Source organism: Streptomyces sp. NPDC003393 (assembly GCF_053589015.1).
Window position 1 is genome coordinate 23,705 of sequence record NZ_JBSFRB010000046.1, and the last position, 23,928, is coordinate 47,632.

The window sequence follows — 23,928 nt, forward strand, 5'->3', positions numbered from 1 at the left end:
GCTGGTCATCCGGCTCTCGACGCAGGATCAGAAGGTCACTGGCCGGCCCGAAGTGCTGATGGGAGACGGAACCCGGCGCGCAGGCGGCGGCCGGGCGATCCCACATGATCCGCTCGGCACTCCACGGCCCTCGCACCGCTGTCGGCACGAGGGGGGCCTCCTCCACCGGTGTCCGCCACACTAGAGGCAATATCTATGATTGCGCAAGCATTTCATTTTCCTCGAGGCCGCGCCCACCGCGCACCCTAGGTGGCCAGAAGGCCAGGACCGGACGCCCCCGCACACCGCCCGCCTCGAGGAGGCGGTGCGCATCCGCGGCCTGCTCGGCCGGAAAGACTTCGGCGACCCGCGGAGTGAGCCGGCCGGCCTCGACATGCCGACGAATGGCGTCGAGCCGTGCGGCGCTGATGTAGTCGACGAAAACAACCGGGCACCAAGTGATCCCGCGCTCGTCGGAGCCAACGTGACCTCGGACGGTGACGATGCGTCCGTTGTCCCGCACCGCGGGCGCCACGGCGTCGTTCAGCAGGGCGGCATCGACCAGGCCGTCGACGCCGTCCGGGCGGAATTCGCGGATCCGGTCGGCCACGTCGTCGCCGCGGCGCACCACGACATCGGCGCCGATGGAACGGACCAACTTCTCGTCGGCTTCGGAGGCGTCGGCGACGACCACCAGGCCGGCGGCCTTCGCCAGCTGGACCACCGCACCGCCCAGCATCCCGGCCGCGCCGGTGACGGCGACCGTCTGTCCGGGAGCAAGAGCCAGTGCTTCAAGCGCGCCGGTGGCCGTCAGCGCGTTCATCGGAAGCGTTGCGGCCGCGGCATGGCCGATGCCCTTCGGGGCCCTGGTCACCGCCTCAACGGGCACCACGACGTACTCGCTGTAGGCACCGTGACTGCGGTGGGGGATCACGACGGCCATGACCGGGTCGCCGACCCGCAGCTCGGTGGCGGTGCCGTCGCCGATCTCGGCAACGACGCCGGCGGCGTCCAGTCCCGGAACGTAGGGCCCTGGGTCGCGGTGTTCGGGCACGGGTGCACCGACGGCCTCCTCCAGGGTGCCCGAGCGGGTGAGGGTGTCCGACGGATTGACCGCCGCGGCGTGCACCCGCACCTTGATCTCGCCCCTGCCGGCATGCCGTTCGGGAATCTCGAGCATCTCGAGTACTTCCGGGCCACCGAGCTTCATCAGACCCATGGCTTTCATGAACGTGGCCCCATCCATCGTAGAAGTGGATTGCGGTGGCTGCTGGGCGAGAGATCTGCTCACGTCCAGACACAATGCAGCGATAACGGCGACGAGCATGCCGTCGAGGGAAGGTGTGGAGCCGGCGGCCCAACCCGCCGGGGCGCCGCGGTCACTCGTACCGTTGCCCAGCGCCCGAGTTTGCGCTATCGATAGCATTCAGTCTGGTCGGCGCGTCAGTCCACTGTCAACAAGCTTGTGGGCCTGAACCGGGTCGAAGACATGGACAGGTGCCCCGGTGGAAAGCGAATGCCCGCCCGTCGCCCCATGCGAAGGCCGGGCACGTCGGCATGGAGGGGGGGTTGGAGTGGGGCAGTATCGTTTGCATATGGGTGCGGGTAAGCGTGTGACCACACGGGACATTGCGGAGCAGTTGAACCTGGCGGTTTCCACGGTCGGGCGTGCGCTGGCCCATGACCCGCGGGTGAGTGTGGAGACGCGCCACCGTGTCGAGCAGAAGGCCGCCGAGCTCGGTTACGTCGGCAATCAGGCCGCCCGCATGATGCGGGGGGTGTCCAGCACGGTGATCGGCCTGCTGATCCCGGACGTGGGCAACACGTTCTACAGCACTGCGGCCCACTCCCTGGCTCAGTGCATGATCCGGCAGGGCTACCAGGTGATGCTCTGTGAGACCGACGACGACCGCGACAACGAACTCGCGCAGGTCAGGGGAATGATCGCCGGACAGGTCGCGGGCGTGATCGTCGTACCGACACCGAACCCGCGCAGCGAGTCGGTCCGCCTGCTCCGCCAGGTCCCCCACGTGCAGTTGCTTCGCAAGCATCCGGCACTGGCCGAGCAGTGGTTCGGAATCGACGACCGCGCGGTACTGCGCGACGCGACACAGCATCTGCGCGACCTCGGGCACACCCGGATTGCCTACCTCGGCGGTCCGTCCGACCTGTCCACCGGGCGACAGCGTTTCACGGGCTACCTCGACGTGGTCGGCCCGGACCCCGACCCCGGCCTGATCGCCCACATAGCGCCCTTCTGCGTCGAGGACGCGCGCAAGGAGCTCGCCCGGCTCCTGGACAGCCCCCACCCGCCGACCGCTCTGGTCACCGCAACGGTCCGCATCACAGAAGGCGTGCTCGAGGAACTCACCGCCCGCCGCGTCGCCGTGCCCCGGGACCTGTCCGTGGTCGGCTTCGGCGACGAACGGGGATTCGCGTGGTGGGGACCCGGCCTGACCACCATGGCACTCCCCGTCCACGAGGTCGCCACCGCCTGTTCCACCTGGCTGCTGGAGCGGCTGCGGGATGACGGCAGCACCACACCGTTCACCTCGAGCACCACCGGATACCTCCGAGCACGAGGAAGCACCGCCGCCCCGGCCACACCCCGCTGACGACACCTTGTCCGGGATTTGTTCGGCTGCCCCGGACTGCCTGCCCGTCATTCCGTGGCATCGGCCCGCGACCGGTCGGCCAGCTGTCCGGCGCTGACGACGTCGACGTCCGGCGAGGCGACTGCGCGCGCGAGGAAGTCGTGCAGCACCTGGAAGCGGTCCCCGTCGTCGGTGAAGGAGACGAAGGGGTGCACGATCAATGTGACCAGCCCGGCGGCGGCAATCGCATCGTCGACACGGCGGTTGAAGTGGTCGAGCACCTGCGCCGGTGAACGCTCACCCTCGGGGTGCATGTAGTACTGGTAATAGTCGATCATGTCCCAGTGCCAGGGGATGTTGGTCAGCCCTTCCGGCAGCGCGCGAACAGACAGAGGATCGCTCTCGGTCTCCTTGTCAATGCTGCTGTCGAGGGTGTAACCGAGCTCGGCGAGGACCTGCGCGGTGCGGCCGCCCCGGTAACCGCCGGGCGCCCGGAAACCCGTGGGTTCGACTCCGGCCGAACGCAGGGCCGCCGTGCCGTCGAACAGAAGGACCTCGCGCCGGTCTTCGGTGAGCTCGGACCACCGCTCATGCACCCAGCCGTGCAGTCCCACCTCATGACCGTGTGCTGCGATCGACTGGATCGCGTCGGGATGATGCAGCCCGTTCCACCCCTCCACGAAGAACGTGGCGGTGATCCCCAACTCGTCGAAGAGGTCGAGCGCACGGGGAAGGGCTTTCAGGCCCGGCTCGTCCGGGTCGGGCCGCACGGCCTCCCCGAGACCGACCTGCGCTGCGCACCCGAGGTTGTCGAGTGTGACGCAGAGAGTGGCGCGGCCAGACATGCAGATCACATCCTTGTGACTGGGCGTACGTGGTTTTCCTTGTGACTGGGGGTACGTGGTTTCTTTCAGGCAACCATGCGATGCATGCGGGCGCAAATATTCATCTCGGGTGCCTCACCGCAGGGGCCGACGCGGTCAGCCGGAGAATCGTGACGGTGAACCGGTCCGGTCAGGTCACTGCGGGTTGCGGGTTTCCGGACCCATGGCCGTGCCAGGCCGGCCAGGTCCGGCGGGTGTCAGATCTTCGCCGTGGTGCCGCCGTCGACCAGAAGGGTGGTGCCGGTGACGAAGCTGGCCAGGTCGGAGCCGAGGAAGGCGACGGCGTCGCCGACCTCGGAGGGCCGCCCGTAGCGGCGCAGCGGCATCCGCACGCGCAGCTCCTCGTTGGCGGCGAAGAACTCCTCGCTGGTGCGCAGCATCGGCGTGTCGATGGGGCCGGGAGCGACAGTGTTGACGCGAATGCCTTCCGGTCCCAGGGCGTCGGCCAGGGCCTTGGCCATGAGGACGACACCGGCCTTGCTGCTGGAGTAGGCGACACTGAGTCTGTTCGAGACACTGCCCATCATCGAGGCGATGAGGACGATGCTGCCCGGCTTGCCGTGACTCCTCATGCTACGCGCCGCCGCCTGGGCGCCGAACAGCGGGCCGTCGAGGTTGACCGACATGAGCCGGCGCCAGTCTTGCTCGGGGATGTCGATGCCGTCAGTGGTTACGGTGATGCCGGCGTTGGCCACCATCACGTCGACACCGCCGAACTCCTCTGCCGCCTCGATGAGGGCGTCGTTGTCGCTGCGGGAGCTGACGTCGGTGCGGACGAACCGGGGCTGCGCCCCGAGTGCGGCGACTTCCGAGGTGACCGTCGTGGCGGCGTCCCGCGGCGTCTCGTCGAGATCGGCGGCGACCACGGCCTGCGCGCCATGGCGGGCGGCGGCGATGGCGATGGCGCGCCCGAGGCCGTTCGCGGCACCGGTCACGACCACCGTCTTGTTCTCCAGGATGTCACTCATGACGGTTTCCCTCTCATCCTTGTCCATCTGCGCAGATAACTGAAAGGCGACGCTGCCGAGGACGTCCCCTGCCGCGAACGATCCGGGTCGATCCCGCGCGGGATCCCGTCGTCCGGTTGGGGGTATGTCAGATGGCCGTGGCGTCGCGGCCCTTGAGCTGCAGGAGGTCGCGGGCCTGGTCCGGCGTCGCGATCTCCCGGCCGAGTTCGGTGAGCAGACGCGCCGCCTTCGCGACCTGGTCGGCGTTGCTGTCGGCGAGTTCTCCGCGGCGGATGTACAGGTTGTCCTCCAGGCCGACGCGGACGTGTCCGCCGTGCAGTGTCGCGGCCGTGACGAAGTCCATCTGGTGACGGCCGGCGGCGAAGGCGCTCAGGTAGTAGGCGTCGCCGAACAGCTTGTCGGCGATGGTCACCATGTGCGACAGGTTCTCCTGGTCGGCCCCGATCCCGCCGCGCACGCCGAAGATGCACTGGATCAGCATCGGTGTCCGGACCAGGCCCTGGTCGACGAAGTGCGCGAGCGTGTAGAGGTGACCGACGTCGTAGCACTCGAACTCGAACCGGGTACCGTGGGTGCCCAGCTCGGTCAAGGTGCGCTCGATCTGGCGGAACGTGTTGACGAACACCAGGTCCTGCGAGCCCACGAGCCAGTCGTGTTCCCAGTCGAACTTCCACTCCTTGTACCGTGCGGCCGGTGCGGAGAAGTCGAAGTTCATCGAGCCCATGTTCAGCGATGCCAGCTCGGGCCGGAACCGGAGAGCGGCGGCCAGCCTGTCGTCCAGCGCCATCCGGGTGCTGCCACCCGTCGTGATGTTGATGACCGCACCGGTGTCGGCCAGTGCCGGCAGGAACTCCCCGTACACCTCGGGATCCGGTGTCGGAAGGCCGGTCTTCTTGTCACGCGCGTGCACATGCAGGATCGCGGAGCCGGCCGCGACGGCGTCCGTCCCCTGCCGGATCATCTCCTCCGGGGTGTAGGGCAGCGCCTCGGACATCGTCGGGGTGTGGACCGAGCCCGTAAGAGCACAGGAAATGATCGTGTTCGGGGTCTTTTTCATGCGGTTTCCTCTGTGTCGCACGCCCTGCTGCTGCGGACGCGATGGCCGAAACCCCTGTCAAGACGGCGAGGTTGACGCCTGCCCGCGGAAACCACCCGGTTGACCAGCGGCAACTGCGCATCATGTGTGCTCGGGGCAGGTGGATCGTCGACCTGGACCTGGGCAGCCGTCGCGGGTCCTTCGTCCGGCGGTGCGGCACCGTCCTGGACGACAGTAGTGTTCAATGCATGCGCTCGCAAGAGTTTCTTCGGATGCGCTCCCTTGCGGCAATGCATGCGCAGGCATATTTTGACGTTCGGTGCGCTCGGTCGGGAGAAGAGCGCGTGAATGCGGCCCTCCGGCAGAAGATAGCTGCGGGCACCGGCCTCACCGCCGGCCATCCGATCCCGTGGGGCGTCGAGGCCGAGCCCGAGGTCGTGGTCGCCACCGGCCCACCAGTCGGCCACCTCGGAGAGATAGGTGAAAGCATTGAAAACATCTCGAGTCGTCTGGTCGCCCGACCCCGAAGCCGTGACGGCAAGCAATTTCGAGGACTTGCGGCGCTGGCTGCGCGATGTCCGGGGGAAGTCCTTCCACGGCTATCACGACCTCTACGACTGGTCAGTCGCCGAACCCGGAGAATTCTGGCACGCCCTCGCCGAGTACTTCGACATCCTCGAACCGGAACAACGCCGGCCCGCACTGGTCGACGGCTCGATGCCGGGCGCACGGTGGTTCCCGAACGCCCGGCTCAACTATGTCGAGCAGGTGCTGCGACATGTCGATCAGGTGGGACCGGCCATCATCGACGAGAGCGAGGCCGGCGAGGAACGCCGGACCATCACATGGGCGGAGCTGCGCCGGCAGGTGGGTGCGGTCGCCGAGACGCTCCGCAGTGCCGGCGTGGGCCGCGGAGACGTCGTGGCCGGATACCTGCCGAACATCGCGGAAGCCGTGATCGCTTTCCTGGCGACGGCGAGCCTGGGCGCGATCTGGGCCTGCTGCGGCCAGGACCTCGCGCCACAAGCCGCGGCCGCCCGGCTCGGCCAGCTGCACCCCGCTGCGCTGATCACGGCCGACGGCTACCGCTTCGCCGGCAAGGTCATCGACAGACGAAGCGCCGTGGCCGAGCTGGTCGACGCGCTGGAGACGGTGAAGCTGACCGTGGTGGTCCCACGCCTCGGGCCCGAACCGGTCCCGTCCGGCGATCGCCCCGTGACCGCCTGGCGGGAGGCGAGCGCGGGTCGACACGCCCTGCAGCCCGAGCCCGTTCCCTTCGACCATCCGCTGTGGGTGCTGTTCTCGTCCGGCACCACAGGCCGGCCCAAGGGCATCGTGCACGGGCACGGCGGCGTTCTCCTCGAACACCTCAAACAGCTGTGGGTGCACTTCGATCTCGACAACCGGGACACGTTCTTCTGGTACACATCTCCGAGCTGGATGATGTGGAACTTCCAGGTCGGCGGCCTGCTCGTCGGCGCCACCATCGTCTGCTTCGACGGCAGCCCCAACCATCCAGGACCGGAAGCCCTCTGGGACATCGTCCGCCGCGACAGGGTCTCGATGTTCGGCACCAGCCCGGCCTACCTGCGCCTCAGCGAGAACGCCGCGGTCCAGGCGGCGAACGACGAGACCCTCCGGCGACTGCGCGTCATCGGCGCCACCGGGGCCGTCGTCCCCGCAGCGGCCTTCCGCTGGGTCGCCCGACACTTCCACGGCAAGGTCGCGCTCGCCAGCATCACCGGAGGCACCGACGTCGTCACCGCCTTCGCGGGCGCGGTCCCCACGCTCCCCGTCTCGGAAGGGGAACTCACCGCGCCCGGACTCGGCGTGGCACTCGACAGCTGGGACGAATCCGGCCGGCCCGTACGCGACGGAGTCGGCGAACTCGTCATCACCCGCCCGATGCCCTCCATGCCCGTCCGGTTCTGGAACGACCCCGACGGAACCCGTTACCGCGCGGCCTACTTCGAGACCTGGCCCGGAGTGTGGCGGCACGGCGACTGGATCACCCTCACCAGCCGGGGTTCCGTCGTCGTCCACGGCCGGTCGGACTCCACACTGAACCGCAACGGCGTCCGCATGGGCAGCGCCGAGATCTACGCCGCCGTCGAAGGCCTGCCAGAGGTCCGGGACGCACTGGTGGTCGGAGTGGAACTGGCTGACGGCGGCTACTGGATGCCCATGTTCCTGGCCCTCACTCCCGGCACCGAACTCGACCACGGACTCCGCGCCCGCATAGCCGACGTCATCCGTAACGAGGCCTCACCGCGTCACGTTCCCGACGACCTGTACGTGGTGGCCGGTATCCCGCACACACGCACCGGAAAGAAGCTCGAGGTACCGATCAAGCGCCTGCTGCAAGGGAGTTCGCTCGGCGATGTCATCGACGTACAGGCCGTGGACGTCCCCGCGTTGCTCGAGCCGTTCATCCGGATCGCGCAGGAACGCCGCACCGGATCGCTCCCGCTCGGCGCACAGTGACCGGCGCCACCGTTCCCCGGAGATTCGTGGTGGAAGCCTGTTGACAGCCGGATGTAGCGGGCACCACACTCTTGCTAACGATAGCACAGAGCCGCTGCCCCTCACGATCGGACTGGAACGGCCGTGTTCATGGGCAACTGTCGAGAAGGGACCCAACGAGATGGCAACGCTGCGGCCGCGAGGTGTGAACCACCTCGCCATCCCCGTCGGGGACATGAAGGAACACCTGGAGTTCTGGTGTGACGTCCTGGGCATGCCCCTGAAGGCGCTCTTCTGGATGCACGCCGCCGACGGCGTCTACCACGCCTTCGTCGAGATGTCGCCGAACAGCTACATCTCCCTCGTCGAGGACCCGAGGAACGGGGAGAAGGAACACCTCGACGCGGACGTGGCAGGAGGTCCGCTCCGCGAGGTCGTCGGCAGCGCTGTGCACCACATCGCCATGGACGTCGAGACCGAAGAGGACGTGCTCGCGATGCGCGACCGCATCCGCAGCAAGGGCATCCAGGTCCTCGGCCCCATCGACCACGGCTGGTGGAAGTCGATCTACTTCGCCGGCCCCGACAACTGCACCCTCGAGATCACCACCGGCGGCGGCGTTCAGCCCGAGGACTGGGTGGACCCCGAGGTCGCCGAGCTGTGCGGCATCTCGCCCGAGGAACTCAAGAAGCTCGAGAACCCCGAGCCGTTCGAGGCTACGGGAACGCCCGTGCCCCAGCCCGATGAAGCGCCGTCCGCACCCCGGATGTTCGCCCTGTCCAAGGAATTCGACCTCGACAAGATCATGCTGGTCTCCGACCAGGACATCCTCGACACCTACAGTGAGACACGATCGCCGATGGCGCTCAAGAACGACAAGTGACCCCACGGCGGTGGGTTCCGGCCGGGCCTCGCACCCTCCTCACGGGCCCGACCGGAACCCGCCTTCCCGGATCAATGCATGCGCACTCATGATATAAGTCTTGAGGAAGGGTATGCGACAGATCGGCGGAGGACTGCGACGCCCATGATCCGGGAGGGTTCCATGTCGTTGAGCGGATCCGGCGGCGCCGCTGAGACGAGCCCGAAGAAGCGCGCAAGGCCCGCGTCAGCCCGGTCGGGACGTTCGGCCGGCCAGGCCCCGGCCGCAGGTCGTCCGCAACCGGCATCTTCGTCGTCGGCCGATCTCGACGCGGCGCGTCTTGCCGCCTGGCGCGCGGTCTGCGGCGCGAGGGACGCCTCGGTCGAACGCATCTCGGCAGAGATGGAGGAGGCATCCGGGCTGCCGCTCGAGTGGTACAACATCCTGCTGCACCTGTACCAGTCCGAGCCGAGTCCGGTCTCTCAGCAGGACCTGGAGCGTCACTCCCGGCTGAGCCAGAGCGGTATCAGCCGTATGGTCACGAAGATGCAGGACAGCGGTCTGCTGCAGCGGCGCCCCTCGGAACGCGACCGGCGCAACCTCGATGTGGTCCTGACCGATCACGGGCGTGACATCTTCCTGCGGGCGACTCCGCAGCACCACACGGCCGTACAGCAGCATTTCGGGGTCTGGCTCAACGACGAGGAGGCCACGGCGATCAGTTCGGCGCTGCGCAAGGTCATCGGCGCCGGCGAGGAGGAACGTGAGCGGGGCGGCACGGACCTCGACCAGCTTCTCGCCTTCGGTGAGTCGGTCCTGTCGCTCACGTCGGACACGGTGATCGTGGCTGACGCCATTCGCACGCGGGACGCACTCGAACCCCTCATGCTCCAGGACGCCGCTCGCAACATCACCGAGCAAGGGGTGAACGAGGCACGCGAAATCGTCACCCGCATGTCCCGGCTGCTGGAGTCCCCGGAAGAGTTCTTCTCCGCCGACTGGGACCTGCACCGCAAGCTCGCCGAGTTCAGCCACAACGAAATCCTCAAGGCCGTCTACCTGTCACTGCTCGACATCCTCGAGGAGCACATGCGCAGTGTCGTGCCGACCGGCAACCTGCCCAGTTACCTCTACGAACGCCTCGCCGTTCACGCGAGAATCGTCGACGCCGTCGCCGGCGGCGACGAGGAACAGGTCGCCGCCGCCGCACACGCCCACCACTTCACCAACGCGCGCTCGCGGCTGGTCGACTCCTCGAACCAGGCCGGGGGCTGAACAGGCGGGGTGAGCGCCGGCCCGTCGGGTGCGGGCCGGGCAGGCCGCCTACACGGCGCACTCGGCCCAGATCGTCTTGCCCGCTGTGGTCTGGCGGGCACCCCAGCGGTGGGAGAGCTGGGCGACCAGGAACAGGCCGCGACCCCCCTCGTCGAAGGTCTGTGCCGGCGCAGGTGCGGGGCCGTGGCGCTGGCGTCTCCGACAGGCGCAGCCCGCACGACAAGTAGCACAGGCAGCCTCATTCCGTCCGGTCGCTGCGGCCAGGCGAACGTTCTGTCGTGGGTACAGCGAGCCGTGACGACTGCTATCGATAGTGTCCACGTTCACTCGGCCCTGTGCGTCGATTCCACGAGACCGGAATTGTCCGGTTCGACCCGGCGCAGGATCCGGTGGCCGATGCCCGTCAGATGACGGAGCTGCGGGGCGGTGAGCGGGTCGACGACGAAGCGCCGTACCGCTTCGAGGTGGCCGGGAGTACTGGCCACGACCTTGTCCCAACCGGCATCGGTGAGAACGGCGTTGATGCTGCGCCCGTCCCTGGCGCACGGCTCGCGGCGCACCCAGCCACGCTTCTCGAGCCGCTTGACGGCGTGGGACAGCCGGGAGGGGGAGGCGTTGGCCAGCACTGCAAGGTCGCTCATCCTCCGCGTCCGGTCGGGGGCCTCTGACAACCCGGCGAGGACGAGATACTCGAAGAGAGTGAGTGCGGCGCTGCGCTGCAACTGGGCGTCAAGGGCGGCGGGCAGCTTGACCATCACGGCAACGAGCGACTGCCAGGCGTCCTGCTCGTCCGCCGTCAGCCGGCGCTGCGCCTGGGCGCCTGCCGACGGCGGCGCGGGGGACGTGTCGGTTCCCATGCGTTTCACACCGGCCAAGGCAGTTGATGTTTCAAGTGACCCCTCACACATGCACTTGACGCTTCATGCACAGCGAGGTTACCTGGAAACCAGTTGATGCATCAACCCTAGCGTGGCTGCTGAGCCCTCGCTGCATTCCCTGGTCACGGCTCAGGCGGAGTCCGAGGGCTCTGTTCCGCGTGACATCGGGTGCGTGCCATTTCCGAGGCACACGTGCATCCGGTACCACCCCACACTCCCGAGAAACCGTGCGCCATGAACAACTACGCAGAACAGCCGCTCTCCATGGGGCTCGTGCTCCCGTCCGGCGGGCGGATCACCGTCGAAGTCCGCCTGGTGTACGAAACGTGCGACCCGTTCGCCGCGCACATGGTCTTCCATCCCGGCACCGACCACTCAGTCACCTGGACCTTCGCTCGCGACCTGCTGGCGCAGGGCCTCGCCCGGCCGAGCGGCGAAGGGGATGTGCGCATCTGGCCCACGGGATCGGAGCCCGACGCCGAACTGAACCTCGCCCTCTCCTCCCCGCACGGGACCGCACTGCTCACCGCTCCACTCCCCGTGATGGCGCACTGGCTGGACCGCACCTACCGACTCGTGCCGGCCGGTCACGAAGCCGACGGCTTCGATGTGGACGCCGAGTTGTCAGATCTCCTGTCGGGCACCTGTTGAGGGTATTCGGCCTGATCGGTGCGGAAGAGCGGGGTCAGCCGACCACGTCGAGCACGTACAGTCCGAGGTGGAGCAGTAGCCGGTGCCGGCCGTCGGCCAAGGAGAGGCCGGTGAGTTCTTCTATCCGTTGCAGTCGGTAGTAGAGCGACGTGCGGTGGATGTGCAGTGCCTCTGCCGTTGCCGGGCCGGCGCCGGCGTGGTCCAGGTAACTGCGCAGTGTCTGCAACAGCCGTCCCTGCGGGTCCGCTTCGCGGAGCAGGAGCAATTCGCGTGGCACCAGCTCCAGTGTGAGCTCGGTGTCGGGCACTCGGAGCACGATGCCGAGCGGGCCCAGGTCGTCGGCGAGAGCAAGCCCGCCCAGGGCCGGGATCCGGGCGGCGGCCCGGAGAGCGATCAGTGCGTCGCCGTAGGCTCGGTGAGCTTCGTCGGTCCCGGCGTATACGCGGCCGACCCCGGCGATCGGAACCGGTCCGTCGCCCAGGACTCGGCCGACCGCGTCGCGCATCTCGGCGGCTTGCGCGCGAAGCCGCTCCGCGGTCGGGTACCCGTCCCAGGTCTGCAGCAGGATTCCCCGTTCGCCTACCACCGCTTCGGCGGCGTGTCCCGGCCGGGAGCGCGCCAGACCCGAGGTGGCGGTACGCAGCGCGACCACCACCTCGGCGGTCTCCAGCCCAGCGTGCAGGTCGTCGAGTTGCAGTGTGGTGACCGTCACGTGAGCCGCGGGGTGGAGCGCGCCGAGCCGGTTCAGGGTCCGCATACCGGCCTGGTGCCCGGCCGGTTCGGCGAAGACCAGGTCGCGCACGGCGCTCTCCTGTTCCTGCCGGCGGTCGTCGTGACGAAGCAACTCCTCGAACAGCAGCGCGCCGATCTCGTGGCCGATCCGCACCACCTCCCCGATCTCCTGCTCGGTCAGCGACTGATGTTCGTCGATCACCAGCAGAAACCCGAGCAGTTGCCGCTGCCGGCGGACGGCGTGGCACAGCCGGGTCTTCATGCCCAGATCCGCGCGGGGCGGGATGTACCCGGGGGCGGTCCACTGCGCCACACCCTGGCCGAGAACGTGGCCGATCGCCGCGCTGCCCACGTCGCGCTGCAACAAAGACTGCACTCGCTGGTCGTCGGCATCGCCGTAATGCCGGCTGGCGGCGAGCAGGTTGACCTCGGGGTCGTCGAGTACGACCGAGCGGCCCAGCCGCTCCGCGAGCACGTCGACCAAGTGCTGTACTTGTCGCTCCGCCATGCCCTCATTGTGCGTCGTTTCCTACAGGGAGAGGAAAAGGCGCGGGCACTGCTCATCTGCCGGCGGTACAGCCGAGGGACGGCCTGGCACAGAATGGGCGAATGACGAGCGACACATACCTGACCGGGTGGGCTCACACCGCCTTCGGCAAGAGCTCCCCCGAGACCACCGTGGAAGACCTCATGGCCGAGGTGTCGACCGCCGCAGTGGCGGACGCGGGACTCGAGGTCGGCGACGTCGACGCGGCATTCGTCGGCGTGTTCAACTCCGGTTTCTCCCGGCAGTCGTTCGAGGCCGCCCTGCTCGGCGCCGGCCGTCCCGAACTGGCACGGACCCCGGCATCGCGTCACGAGAACGCCTGCGCCACCGGCAGCGCCGCAGTGTTCGCGGCGATGGACTTCGTCGCGTCCGGCCGGGGCCGGGTCGCTCTCGTGGTCGGCGCCGAGAAGATGACCGGCGTCGGCAAGGAGGTGATCAACGACACGCTGCTGGCGGCGTCTTACCTCCCGCTGGAGGCGGATGCGGGCAGTTTCGCCGGCATCTTCGCCCGGCTCGCGGACATGTACGCCGACCGCTACGGCTTTCCCCGTGAGGCGCTGGGACTCATCGCCGCAAAGAACCATCGCAACGGCGTCGCCAACCCGTGGGCGCAGATGCGTCGCGACCTGGGCGTGGAGTTCTGCTCGGCGCCGTCGGAGAAGAACCCGTACGCGGCGGGCCGGCTGCTTCGTACCGACTGCTCACTGGTGTCCGACGGCGCGGCCGCCGTGGTCGTGACGTCCAAGGACGTGGCACGGGCCGCACGCCGCCGGGTCCGAGTGGCGGGACGGGCCCAGGCCAACGATCCCTTCGCCCTCTCCAGCCGGCCCGACCCGCTCGCCTTCGACGGGGCCCGCCGTGCGTTCACGGCCGCCCTCGCCGAGGCCGGCACCGACCTGACCGGGCTCGACCTGATCGAGACCCATGACTGCTTCACCCTGGCGGAGCTGCTGCACTACGAGGCGTTCGGCCTGGCCGAGCCGGGCAAGGGCGGCACAGTGATTGCCGAGGGCGTGACCCAGAGAGAAGGCCGGCTCCCGGTCAACGTGTCCGGCGGACTGAAGTCCAAGGGACACCCGATCGGAGCAACCGGCGTCTCCCAGCAGGTCATGGCCGCGCTGCAACTGACCGGCGAGGCCGGTGAGATGCAACTGCCCCGAGTCGAGCGAGCCGCCGTGTTCAACATGGGCGGCTCCGCGGTGGCCAACTACGCGACGGTCCTCGAGGCCGCGTAGCGGCGCCCCCCGGCGCGTGCGCCGAAGCTTGCGTACTGCGTCACCGCGCCACCCGGACCGTTGCGGCGTCCGGGCCCGGGAAACGGTTCGGGTGACGACATCACGATCGCGGCCGCGGCTTGATCCGTCCGAGCAGCTCGGTAGCGGGAGGCAGACGCCTCAGGCCACCAGCTTGTCGCTGAGGTCCCACAGCCGACGCGCCGCTTCGGGGTCGAGGGCGTGAGCCATGGCCGCGGAGGGGATCTCGTCCGGCGTCACAGGCGCCGTCTCGTTGTCCAGCGGTGAGATGTCGCTGTCGTTCCGGGCGGCCACCGGGGTCGTGAGGGCGATGGCGACGGCCACCCCACCGATGTGCGGACCGACCGGAACCCGCCAGGCGCTCCTGGGCGCACCGAGGCAGGCGCGGGCAACCGTACCGAGACTGAACTCGGCGAAGAAGCGGGGCATGACCGAGCGGCCCATGCGCCGTTCCACGGCCGCGGCGTGCACGGTCACGGCGACGTCCCAGAAGCCCGTCGCCGTGCCCAGCAGGAAGAGCCCTGCACCCCCAGCGAAGTCCAGAGGGCGTACCCGAGCTGCCACGGCGCCGAGGCTGACACCGACCAGCGCGGCCACCGCGGTGACGGTACGACGCGGACCGAAGCATGTGACAACCGTCCCGGCCAGCGGCAGCACCACATCACCGATGGCGATCATGAGGAGCAGAAGCCCGAGCGTAGCCGGATTCAGGTCCATCCGGGCGCGCGGATCTGCGGCAGCCGGAAGCCCCATGTGGACGTGGAAGTCGGCGGGATCGCCCTGGACAGCCTGAGTGCCCTCGGGTATCGACCGCTGAAGGAGCCGTACCGAGAGCATGTGGTGCGGGTGGCGGGTCGGGCAATTGCGCTCGGTGCACGTCGTCACGAAACGTCTACGACTCCTATCGCGCAGTGCTCACCGCCGACAGCCTGCACCACTATGTCGTAAAGGAATACGTCGCCCTTTCTGGGGCGCAGCACAGCCTGTGCGCCGGACTGGAGTGTCGGACCATCGGTCTCATGGCGCTTGCCCGGTCCCAAACCGCTGATCACAGTGATCTTGACAGCGGTTCGACCCACATTCGCAACCTTCACTGTTCGTGTGTTCGGGCACCGTCCCAGAACGCCCTGTGCGCAGCGGTAACGGAGGTCGCCGAAAGCCAATGTCCCGCAGGAGAACTGAAACTCACTTCCCCTTCCAGACTCACACACTTGGCCCACGCTGATCGTCTTGAACCCGCCGGTGTCCGTGCGGCCGCTCCGCGTATCCGCCTGCGTCAGCGCCCAGCAGAGAATGCCGGTCGTGACCGCCACGGCGAGAGCCGGGGCCACGGCGCGAGTTCCGCCGAAACGCACGAACAGTCACCTTTCCAGTTGATCAAATCGAGAGACCGGCCCGGATGACGGGACCGTCCGCACGCGCTCAGCCCCGACCGGTTCGGCGGCAACACCGCGTACCGCGGCTGCCATGGCCCAGGGCGCGGGTCTTCTTCGCTGATCATTCCTGGAGACTCGGACAGGCGGAGGCCACCGCCACCGGCACGGCAGGTTCCGCCACGTCCGCACACCTCGGTGCTGCCGTCGTCTCGAGTAACGGCGGAAGTGCGCGAGCGGTTCACTGTTCCTCGCAGGTGCCATGGAACCCAGGAGCCCACAAGTGATGCGGCGTCGGCATTCGCGGACCCGTCATGACGCTGTGCGGACACAGCCGCCGTCCCCGATGGCCGTCAGCGTGCGCTTTCCAGGCCCGTCGCGCGAGCCCTCAGGAGGTCTGCCACGTCGTTGAGTCCGATCTCGATGCGGCCGTAGACGCGGGGGTTGAGCAGGGTCGTGCCGTCGAAGTCCCCGGCGGACGCGAAGAACGCGACGGGGACCGTCAGCGCCTGGAAGAAGGCGAACAGCGGACGCAGGGCGTGTTCCAGGACGAGCGCGTGGTGGTCGCCTCCGCCCGTAGCGGCGAGGAGGACGGGCTTGTTGGCGAGTGCGTACTGTTCGACGAGGTCGAAGAAGTGCTTGAACATGCCCGGGTACGAGCCGCGGTACACCGGTACGGCCGCGATGAGCAGGTCGGCCTCCTCGACCAGGCGGAGCTTGGCTTCCACCTCTGCCGGGGCCTGCTCGCGTTCGATCGTGGCGGCGAACTCCGGTCCCAGGTGGTAGACGTCGACCTGGGACGTCTCGACGGGCAGCATCCTCCCGAGCGTGTCGAGGATCACGCTGACGAGTCCCATGGTCTTGGAGGGCCGGCTCGGGCTGCCGTTGACGACCACGACCCGAAGGGCCCGGCCGGACGGCTCCCCGTCGGACACGGTGCCGGTGCCGGACGCGGTCTGGGTGCCGGACGTGGTGCCGGTGCCTGATGCGGTCCGGGTGTAGGGCAGGGTCTTCATGCCGCCGCTCCTTCCCGTGCGGCGACCTCGCGCCGTACGACGGGTGCGACCTCGGTGCCGAGGAGTTCGATCGCCTCGAGGTGGTCCTTCTGCGGCACTCCGCCGAATCCCAACTGGATGAGGGCGCGGTCCAGGCCGTACAGCTCGTGGTAGGCGAGGAGCTTGTCGATCAGCTCCTGGGGGCTGCCGACCAGCAGCCCGGCAGCCGGAGAGGACTGCGCGTCGAACGCGGGCCGGGGGAGCTGGAAACCGGCGCCGCGCTGATGGTTGTTGTCCATCATGCCCTTGGCGAAGTAGGGGTACATGGTGTCCCGGGCGCCCTGACTCGTCCGACCGACGAAGCCGTGCACGTTGATGCTGACCGGCAGTGCGTCCGGGTCGTGCCCGGCCTGCGCCGCGGCCGCCCGGTAGAGCTCGACCGTCTGCTCGTGGAAGGTCATCGGCCCCAGCAGCAGGGCCAGGGCCATGGGCAGGCCGAGCCGGCCGGTGCTGACGGCCGAAGCGGCCGATCCTCCGACTCCCACCCAGATCGGGAGGGTCCCTCCGTCGGCACGGGGGGCGATATCGGCCTCGTGGAGGGGGGCACGGAAGCGGCCCTGCCAGGTCAGCGGATTCCGGTCCCGGATCTCGAGCAGGAGGTCGAGCTTCTCCCGGAACAGGTCCGCGTAGTCCTTCAGGTCGTATCCGAACAGCGGGAAGGACTCGGTGTAGGAGCCGCGCCCGGCGATGATCTCGGCGCGGCCGGCGGACAGCAGGTCGATCGTGGCGAACTGCTCCCAGACTCGCACGGGGTCTTCCGAACTGAGCACGGTGACCGAGCTGGTCAGCTTGATGTTCTCGGTCTTCTCCGCGGCGGCGGCCAGCAGGACGGCCGGCGCCGATCCGACGAAGTCGGAACGGTGGTGCTCACCGACACCGAACACGTCGAGTCCGACCTGATCGGCGACCTGCGCCTGCTCGATGATCTCGCGGGCGCGCTGCCGCGGCGACGGGAGGGCCCCGGTGACCGGGTCTTCGGTGATCTCGCCGAACGTCATGATGCCGATCTCGAACGACATGTCGTACCTCTCTTCTCTCGCGTCGCCGGCCCGATACGCCCGCGGCGGTGTCCACACTGCATCAACCTGCCTGCGCACGCAACTATTTCCCCGACCTGCCGAGTACGGAACAACATCGGAACTGAACCCGTCCACTCAGCAGGAAGCCTCCGACAGAGGCACAAACTCCCAGGTCACAGGAGTTTTAGCGGTGCGCGAAGGGAAGCAGATAGTTGCCTGCGCAGACAGATTGCAAAGGATGTTTCAGGGGAGTACGTTTCCCAATGTCCCCGCGAAACCGGCACGATCAGGCGCCGGACGGACGGACAGATCCCGCCACAGCTCTCGCGAGACAGCGAGCACTCACCACTGCCTGAAGGACCAAGAAGATGACCAGCAGCAACCTGCCCGCCCCGATAAAGCTCGGCGAGCGTGTGACCTACGACGTCCCCGCCGACCGGGTCGCCCGCGCCACCCTCACCCGCCCGGAGATGGGCAACCTGGCCGACGTCCACCTCTTCTACCAGCTGGACGCCGCATACCGGCGCGCCGCCGCCGACGATTCGATCTCCGTACTCGTGATCGCCGCCGAGGGCAACGACTTCTCACTCGGACACGACGTCGACTCCCTGTTCAGCACCGACGGCATGAACCAGGTGACCCTGGAAGGCGGCATGAGCCGCGGCGGCGTCGAGGGCGACATGGCCTGGGAGAGCGAGGTCTTCCTGGAACTGCACTGGCGCTGGCGCAACTTCCCCAAGCCGACCATCGCCGCCGTCCAGGGCAACGTCTTCGCCGGCGGCCTGATGATCGCCTGGCCGGCCGACCTGATCGTGGCCAGCGACGACGCGCGCTTCGCCGACCCCGTCACCGCCTTCGGCGTGAGCGCCGTCGAACTGTTCATGCACCCCTGGGAACTCGGCGCCCGCCGCGCCAAGGAACTCCTCTTCACCGGTGAGATCCTCACCGCCGCAGAGGCCAAGGATCTCGGCATGGTCAGCCGCGTCGTCCCCCGCGCCGAACTGGAACCCGCCGCGCTGGCCCTCGCCGAACGCATCGCCGCCCGCCCCACCTTCGGGCTGAAGCTGGCCAAGAAGGCCGTCAACCAGACCCTGGACATCCAAGGCCAATGGAACGCCGTCCAGACCGCCTTCAGCCTCCACACCCTCAACCACGCCCACAACCGCGCCACCCACAACGGCTCCTACATCGACCCCGCCGGCTTCGCCCTCACCTCCGGCATCTGGGACCTCCCCGAAGACTGGGACACACCCAAGCAAGACCACTGACCCCCCGACCCCACCCCAGCCCCGCGACAACCTTGGCGGTGGCGCCCGACCAGCCGGACAGCCAGTACCCGAACACTCTGGTGCATGTCGTATGACCGTAATACAGTACTCTCGATGTGCCGATCAAAGGAGTACGCATGACCACCGTTCAGGATCCGCAGGAGTACATCGACGAGATGGCACGCAGGCGGGGATATGTCCTCGACTACCACAAGGTGATGGCCAAGCACGACTTCCCTGTGCTGCAGGCTGCCAACGACCTCGTGGGCGCCGCGTATCTCGACCAGCGGACGCTGGACCGCCGGACCAAGGAGCTCATCTTCATCGTGAGCCTCACTGTGATGCGCGCCTCCAAGGGGCACATCCAGAGTCACATCAAGGTCGCTCTCGACCTGGGGATCACCGCGCAGGAGATCCTCGAAGCAATCGAGATCAGTCTGCCCGAAGCCGGCATCGTGGCCTTCCAGACCGGCTTCGACGCCTGGCGTGAGGTCGTCGGCGCCGACGGCCTGGAACCGACCGTGGAGGCTTTCCACGGAGGGTCGGGCGCCGGCGCCTGACGTCCGGCACCTGTTTGCCCGCGTCGCTCACCACGCCGAATCCGGCCCCATGAAGACCCCTTGCAGACGCTGTCCTCCGGCAGCGACCGCGTCGTGACTCCCCACCGGCGGTGGGGTCACTCAGAGAGCTCCGGGCGGCCCGGTATCCAGGCCGCCCGGGACCGACAAGGAAGGCAGGACAGACATGACGGACACCGTCACCTTCATCGGCTTGGGCACGATGGGACAGCCCATGGTCCGCAACCTCGCGCGATCCGTGCCGGTAGCGGTCTACGACGCCGACGCCGACGCGATCGCCACGGCCGCCCGGAACGACGGTGTGACGGCATTGGCAGGTCCCGTCGACGGGGCCGGCGCCGACGTCGTGATCCTCATGCTGCCCAACAGCACGATCGTCGAGCGTGTGCTCGGCGATCCGCTGGACCCGGAGAGTTTCGCCGGCCGCCTGCGCCCGGGTGCTCTGGTCGTCGACATGGGCTCGTCGGCTCCCAGAGCCACTCAGGAGCTGGCCCGGCGGCTCCGGGAGCGTGAAGTGGGAATGGTCGACGCGCCGGTCTCCGGCGGCCCGCGCAAGGCGGCGACGGCCGAACTGACGATCATGGCGGGCGGGCCGGCCGACGCTTACGAGCGGGTCCTTCCCCTGCTGCGCGCGATGGGCACATCGGTGACGCACGTCGGCCCGGCCGGATCCGCACACGCCTTGAAGGCACTGAACAACCTGCTGTCGGCCATCGGCCTGGTCGGGGCGCTCGAGGTGCTCACCACGGGAGCCAAGTTCGGCCTGGATCCCCGGACTATGCTCGACGTCATCAACAGGTCCACCGGACGCAACCAGTCGACCGAGGTCAAGATCGGGCCGGAGGTGCTCGACGGGCGGTTCCAGGTCGGGTTCTCGCTGCCCTTGACCGTCAAGGACATCACCACTGCCCTCGACCTGTCGACGTCACTGGGCCTGTCCCCGGAGGTGTCGCAGGCCTGCGTCCGGTTCTGCCAGGCGGCCCTCGCCGACCTCGGCGAGGGGAACCCGGATCAGTCCGAGATCGCCCGCCACCTGGCCAAGATCACAGGCGTCACCCTGACCGGGTGACCGTGCCACCACCGGACGAGCCCGACCGACCCAGCCTGAACCCATGGTCACGGACGCCCACGTCTCTGCGGTCGACAGCGCACTCTGCCGGCCGGCGACCAACCGCATACGCCCCGCCCGTGAGAAGCGGTCAAGAACGGTGCCGACATAAGCATTGTCGAGAAGCGGATAGAGGAACTGGGGTTCGTCCTGCCCCTCGTCACCACCCCACTCGCCGCCTATGTACCAGCCGTACGGACGGGAAACCACATCCATACCTCCGGCCGGCTCCATCTGGTCGACGGCCGGCTTCCCCTGACCGGCAAGGTGGGGGCCGAGGTCTCCCCCGAACAGGCGAAGCTCCTGGCTCGCGCCTGTGTGCTGAACGCGTTGGCCGCCGTGAAGTCGCTGATCGAAGACCTGGACTGCATCCATCGGATCGTCAAGGTCGTCGAATACGTGGCCTCCGCCCCCGGCTTCACCGGCCGGCCCGAGGTCATCAACGGTGCGAGCAAGCTGCTCGGCGACTTCCTCGCCGACCGAGGCGTGCACGCCCGTAGCGCCGTGGGCGTTGCCGTCCTCCCCCTGGACGCTCCGGTCGAGCTCGAGCTCCAGGTCGAACTCACGCACTGAGTACCGCCGGAACGTCGGGTGCGTCGCCGCCGTCCGGTCCGCCTCATGAAGAACCTGCCCCGGCGTCGATGGCCCCGATCGCATGCAGTGGTCTCCGCTGTGCCGCGGACGCTTCGGCGCCCACCACTCCGCCGCAGTCGACCGGGTAGGCATCCATCGACGCCCTCCGCTCTGCCGCGCCGGATCGCGGTTGTGTTCCCGGCATACGAGCGCGCTGCCGGCGGCCCGGGTCGCCGGCTTGGTGGCACCGACGCCTGCGGGCCACCGGGGAGGGGCCGTCGGACCAGGGTGACGGCCGCCCCGAGGACACTCGTCAGGAGGACTTCCGCAGCAGCCGGGCACGAACGGACTCCGATTGCGCGGCGTCCGCGATCGTGAGCGCCATGGCCAGGCCGGCGTCGCGAACGAACCGGTCGCCCTCCGGGCCGCCGGCGGCGGCCGCGAACGCGGCGGTGTGGTTCCCGTCCTCAGGCGGGAGGCCGGCGAACGAGAGCATGGGGTGCAGGGCGGGGATCCGCAGCGAGACGTTTCCCATATCGGTCGAACCGAACATCTTGCCGTCCGGGTAGTCCGGGAAGGTCCGGCCGATGGCCCGGGCGTTCTTCTCGAACAGGGGGGCAAGGTCCTGGTCGTGACGGAACTCGCGGTAGATGGAGGGCAGCAGGTCGAACTCCACGCTGGTTCCTGTGGCGACGGCTCCGGCGTCGAAGCACCGCCGCACCCGCTCCCACACCTCGTCGACTTCGGCGATCGTGTCGCAGCGGATCATGCACTCGACCACGGCGTGGTCGGCGATGACATTGACGGCCGACCCGGCCTCCCTGACGACGTGGTGCACTCTGATGCCGTCGCGCAGCTGCTGTCGCAGCAGTCCGATGGCGGTCTGGGCGAGCACGGTCGCATCGGCGGCGTTGAGCGCGCTCCACGGCCGCGACGCGTGCCCTCCGCGCCCGGTGTAGGTGACCCGCCAGGACCGCGAGGCACGCAGGTGCGGGGTGACCACGTCCTTGAGCTGCGGATGGACCATCATGGCCGCGTGCGTCCCGTCGAAGACGCCACGGTTCACCATGATTTCCTTGCCGGTCCCCTTCTCCTCGGCCGGGGTGCCGAAGACCTGCACCGTCAGCCCCAGCTCGTCGGCGAACGGAACCAGCGCCAGCGCTGCGCCTACCGCGGCTGCGGCAATGACGTTGTGTCCGCAGCCGTGACCGATGTCGGGGAGTGCGTCCATCTCCGCGCAGAGGCCGAACGCCAGCTCCCCGGAACCCGCTGACGCGACGAAGGCCGTCGGCAGATCGGCCACGCCCTTCTCCACCGTGAAGCCGCCGCTGTCCTCGAGGAACGTGATGATCGACGCGGACGTCTCGTGCTCCTCGAAGGCCAGTTCAGGGTTGGCGTGGATTCTGTGCGAGAGGTCCGTGACCAGGTTCAGGTTCTTGTCGAATTCGCGCTTGATGCGCTCGGTGATGTCCGTCATCGCCATACCTCTTTCAGTAGTCGAAGAATGTTGCCGCCCAGGACGGCCTCGATGTCGCTGTCGCTGTAGCCGTGCTCCACCAGCCACCCGGCGGCGTTGCGGAAGTTCTCGCTCGGGTTCTCCATCCCGTCGACGTGAGCGACCCGGTCGTACGTCAGGTCCCCGGCGTTCGTCATGGCCGCGAGGCCCAGGTTCGCGCCTGTCGCGTGGTGGAAGCCCACGTGGTCGCCGTAGAACCCGTCCGGTCCGAAGGCGACGTGCTCGATCCCCATCAGCTCGACGGCGTACTCGAAGTGATCCATCACGGACTCGATCGTGTGCGTCGTGTGGTCGTAGGAGACCGTGGTGTGGGGGGCCGCCTCGATACCGAGGACTCCCCCGCGCTCGGCGCATGCCCTGAGTACGTCGTCGGGCTTCATCCGTGGGGTGGGCCAGACCGCGCGGACGCCTGCGTGTGTGATGGCGATCGGCTTGGACGACGCCTCGATCGCGTCCAAGGAGGTCCGGTCACCGGCGTGGGAGACGTCGATGAGGATGCCGAGCGCGTTCATGCGCTCCACCGCCCGGCGACCGAACGTGGTCAGACCCGCGTCACGTGGTTCCTTCTGTCCGCTGCCCAATGTGTTGGAATCGGCATAGACCAAGCCCATCTGGCGAATTCCGAATCCGTAGAGAACGTCGATGCGGTCGAGCTCGTTCTCGATGGCTCCGGCGGATTCGGTACCCATGACGAACGCGATGTGACCGTCCCGCTTGGCATCGATGATGTCCCTGACCGTCCGGGCCACCACAGCACCGTCCTGATGGGCCAGGTCCGCGAGACGCATCCCGAGCGTCGTGGTCAGGTCGTCCCACTTCCATCCCGATGGCGTCGTGGCCCCGAGGGCGCCGAACAGGTTGTCGAAGACAGCCGTCAAGCCGGCCCCGCGCAGCTCGGCGAACGCCGTGAACTCGTGCTTGGTACGCAGGTAGGCGAACGTCTCGGCCGGGTCCGCCGGGAGCAGCTGCGGGTGATCGTGAAAGCTGATGATCACGTTCTCCGCCAGCAGCCGCTCGACCCGCGCCGCCTGCTCCTCGTCCAGCGTCGCGGCGTAGGTGCTCCGCCGGTAGCTCGGGTCGGACAGTTCGATGGCCTGGAAATCGACCCCGCGCTCCGCATAGGGGAACGACTCGTAGTCGGACGGCCTGGCGGCAGGGCTGGGCATCGGAAGCGACCCTTCTCGAGATGCGCATAAGGCGCGAGACGGCTAATTCCGGCCATCGTGCCGCACATGAGCGCAGTATCTGCAGGACGGCACAATGACTGACGGTGTTGCGGCTCACTCGGCAGCGTCCGGTGAGCCTGCGGGCATCGG

Annotated in this window: 21 protein-coding genes and 1 pseudogene; 10 read left to right on the forward strand and 12 right to left on the reverse strand. The window is 68.3% G+C overall.

What is annotated here, in order from left to right:
• Window positions 1-193: 193 nt before the first annotated feature.
• Window positions 194-1,306 (reverse strand): NADP-dependent oxidoreductase, encoded by a 1,113-nt coding sequence (locus ACWDUZ_RS32305; protein ID WP_451635354.1) that lies wholly within the window; start codon window positions 1,304-1,306, stop codon window positions 194-196.
• Between the two features lie 268 nt (window positions 1,307-1,574).
• On the opposite strand from ACWDUZ_RS32305, the gene ACWDUZ_RS32310 reads away from it, so the two are divergent.
• Window positions 1,575-2,594, forward strand: a complete 1,020-nt coding sequence (locus tag ACWDUZ_RS32310; RefSeq protein WP_451635355.1) for a LacI family DNA-binding transcriptional regulator — start codon at window positions 1,575-1,577, stop codon at window positions 2,592-2,594.
• 47 nt (window positions 2,595-2,641) lie between these two features.
• Here the strand turns inward: ACWDUZ_RS32310 and ACWDUZ_RS32315 are convergent, their stop codons facing one another.
• From ACWDUZ_RS32315 to ACWDUZ_RS32325, 3 genes are all read right to left on the reverse strand, one after another.
• A complete protein-coding gene (locus tag ACWDUZ_RS32315) occupies window positions 2,642-3,343 on the reverse strand; it encodes a polysaccharide deacetylase family protein (protein WP_451635356.1) in 702 nt (233 codons plus the stop codon).
• 311 nt (window positions 3,344-3,654) lie between these two features.
• A complete protein-coding gene (locus tag ACWDUZ_RS32320; protein WP_451635357.1) occupies window positions 3,655-4,425 on the reverse strand; it encodes an SDR family NAD(P)-dependent oxidoreductase in 771 nt (256 codons plus the stop codon).
• Window positions 4,426-4,552: 127 nt separating this feature from the next.
• A complete protein-coding gene (locus tag ACWDUZ_RS32325; RefSeq protein ID WP_451635358.1) occupies window positions 4,553-5,482 on the reverse strand; it encodes a 3-keto-5-aminohexanoate cleavage protein in 930 nt (309 codons plus the stop codon).
• Window positions 5,483-5,941: 459 nt separating this feature from the next.
• On the opposite strand from ACWDUZ_RS32325, the gene ACWDUZ_RS32330 reads away from it, so the two are divergent.
• The 3 genes from ACWDUZ_RS32330 to ACWDUZ_RS32340 all read left to right on the forward strand — a co-directional run bounded on the left by ACWDUZ_RS32330 (window position 5,942) and on the right by ACWDUZ_RS32340 (window position 10,061).
• Window positions 5,942-7,945 (forward strand): acetoacetate--CoA ligase, encoded by a 2,004-nt coding sequence (locus tag ACWDUZ_RS32330; RefSeq protein ID WP_451635359.1) that lies wholly within the window; start codon window positions 5,942-5,944, stop codon window positions 7,943-7,945.
• A gap of 160 nt (window positions 7,946-8,105) precedes the next feature.
• Entirely contained in the window at window positions 8,106-8,807 is a 702-nt protein-coding gene (locus tag ACWDUZ_RS32335; protein WP_451635360.1) for a VOC family protein, read from the forward strand.
• A 381-nt stretch (window positions 8,808-9,188) separates the two neighbouring features.
• The gene (locus ACWDUZ_RS32340) at window positions 9,189-10,061 is read left to right on the forward strand and encodes an FCD domain-containing protein (protein ID WP_451635361.1); all 873 of its coding nucleotides are present in this window, start codon (window positions 9,189-9,191) and stop codon (window positions 10,059-10,061) included.
• A gap of 48 nt (window positions 10,062-10,109) precedes the next feature.
• Here ACWDUZ_RS32340 and ACWDUZ_RS32345 read toward each other — a convergent pair.
• Both ACWDUZ_RS32345 and ACWDUZ_RS32350 read right to left on the reverse strand, forming a co-directional pair.
• Window positions 10,110-10,264 (reverse strand): annotated as a pseudogene (locus ACWDUZ_RS32345) (ATP-binding protein); the annotation flags it as partial.
• A 120-nt stretch (window positions 10,265-10,384) separates the two neighbouring features.
• Window positions 10,385-10,918, reverse strand: a complete 534-nt coding sequence (locus ACWDUZ_RS32350; protein ID WP_451635362.1) for a MarR family winged helix-turn-helix transcriptional regulator — start codon at window positions 10,916-10,918, stop codon at window positions 10,385-10,387.
• Between the two features lie 255 nt (window positions 10,919-11,173).
• Between ACWDUZ_RS32350 and ACWDUZ_RS32355 the strand changes: the two genes are divergently transcribed.
• Window positions 11,174-11,590 (forward strand): SsgA family sporulation/cell division regulator, encoded by a 417-nt coding sequence (locus ACWDUZ_RS32355; protein ID WP_451635363.1) that lies wholly within the window; start codon window positions 11,174-11,176, stop codon window positions 11,588-11,590.
• A gap of 34 nt (window positions 11,591-11,624) precedes the next feature.
• Here ACWDUZ_RS32355 and ACWDUZ_RS32360 read toward each other — a convergent pair whose 3' ends face one another.
• Window positions 11,625-12,830, reverse strand: coding sequence for a PucR family transcriptional regulator (locus tag ACWDUZ_RS32360; RefSeq protein ID WP_451635364.1), 1,206 nt, complete (start codon window positions 12,828-12,830; stop codon window positions 11,625-11,627).
• 101 nt (window positions 12,831-12,931) lie between these two features.
• Between ACWDUZ_RS32360 and ACWDUZ_RS32365 the strand changes: the two genes are divergently transcribed.
• Entirely contained in the window at window positions 12,932-14,104 is a 1,173-nt protein-coding gene (locus ACWDUZ_RS32365; protein ID WP_451635365.1) for a thiolase domain-containing protein, read from the forward strand.
• A 159-nt stretch (window positions 14,105-14,263) separates the two neighbouring features.
• Here ACWDUZ_RS32365 and ACWDUZ_RS32370 read toward each other — a convergent pair whose 3' ends face one another.
• The 3 genes from ACWDUZ_RS32370 to ACWDUZ_RS32380 all read right to left on the reverse strand — a co-directional run bounded on the left by ACWDUZ_RS32370 (window position 14,264) and on the right by ACWDUZ_RS32380 (window position 17,569).
• Window positions 14,264-15,007 (reverse strand): hypothetical protein, encoded by a 744-nt coding sequence (locus tag ACWDUZ_RS32370; RefSeq protein WP_451635366.1) that lies wholly within the window; start codon window positions 15,005-15,007, stop codon window positions 14,264-14,266.
• Window positions 15,008-15,848: 841 nt separating this feature from the next.
• A complete protein-coding gene (locus ACWDUZ_RS32375) occupies window positions 15,849-16,511 on the reverse strand; it encodes an NAD(P)H-dependent oxidoreductase (RefSeq protein WP_451635367.1) in 663 nt (220 codons plus the stop codon).
• The gene (locus ACWDUZ_RS32380; protein WP_451635368.1) at window positions 16,508-17,569 is read right to left on the reverse strand and encodes an LLM class flavin-dependent oxidoreductase; all 1,062 of its coding nucleotides are present in this window, start codon (window positions 17,567-17,569) and stop codon (window positions 16,508-16,510) included. Before ACWDUZ_RS32380 ends, ACWDUZ_RS32375 begins: the two co-directional genes overlap by 4 nt.
• A 368-nt stretch (window positions 17,570-17,937) precedes the next feature.
• On the opposite strand from ACWDUZ_RS32380, the gene ACWDUZ_RS32385 reads away from it, so the two are divergent.
• From ACWDUZ_RS32385 to ACWDUZ_RS32400, 4 genes are all read left to right on the forward strand, one after another.
• Window positions 17,938-18,837: an enoyl-CoA hydratase gene (locus tag ACWDUZ_RS32385; protein WP_451635369.1), complete on the forward strand. Its 900-nt coding sequence runs from the start codon at window positions 17,938-17,940 to the stop codon at window positions 18,835-18,837.
• A 137-nt stretch (window positions 18,838-18,974) separates the two neighbouring features.
• Window positions 18,975-19,397 carry a carboxymuconolactone decarboxylase family protein gene (locus ACWDUZ_RS32390; protein WP_451635370.1) on the forward strand — a complete coding sequence of 141 codons (423 nt, stop codon included), beginning with the start codon at window positions 18,975-18,977 and terminating at the stop codon, window positions 19,395-19,397.
• Between the two features lie 184 nt (window positions 19,398-19,581).
• On the forward strand, window positions 19,582-20,484 hold the full coding sequence (locus ACWDUZ_RS32395; protein WP_451635371.1) for an NAD(P)-dependent oxidoreductase: 903 nt from the start codon (window positions 19,582-19,584) through the stop codon (window positions 20,482-20,484).
• Window positions 20,485-20,631: 147 nt separating this feature from the next.
• Window positions 20,632-21,096 (forward strand): RidA family protein, encoded by a 465-nt coding sequence (locus ACWDUZ_RS32400; RefSeq protein WP_451635397.1) that lies wholly within the window; start codon window positions 20,632-20,634, stop codon window positions 21,094-21,096.
• Window positions 21,097-21,409: 313 nt separating this feature from the next.
• Here the strand turns inward: ACWDUZ_RS32400 and ACWDUZ_RS32405 are convergent, their stop codons facing one another.
• On the reverse strand, window positions 21,410-22,573 hold the full coding sequence (locus tag ACWDUZ_RS32405) for a M20 family metallopeptidase (protein WP_451635372.1): 1,164 nt from the start codon (window positions 22,571-22,573) through the stop codon (window positions 21,410-21,412).
• Entirely contained in the window at window positions 22,570-23,778 is a 1,209-nt protein-coding gene (locus tag ACWDUZ_RS32410) for a dipeptidase (protein ID WP_451635373.1), read from the reverse strand. The genes ACWDUZ_RS32405 and ACWDUZ_RS32410 overlap by 4 nt, the downstream gene beginning before the upstream one ends.
• Window positions 23,779-23,928 lie beyond the last annotated feature (150 nt).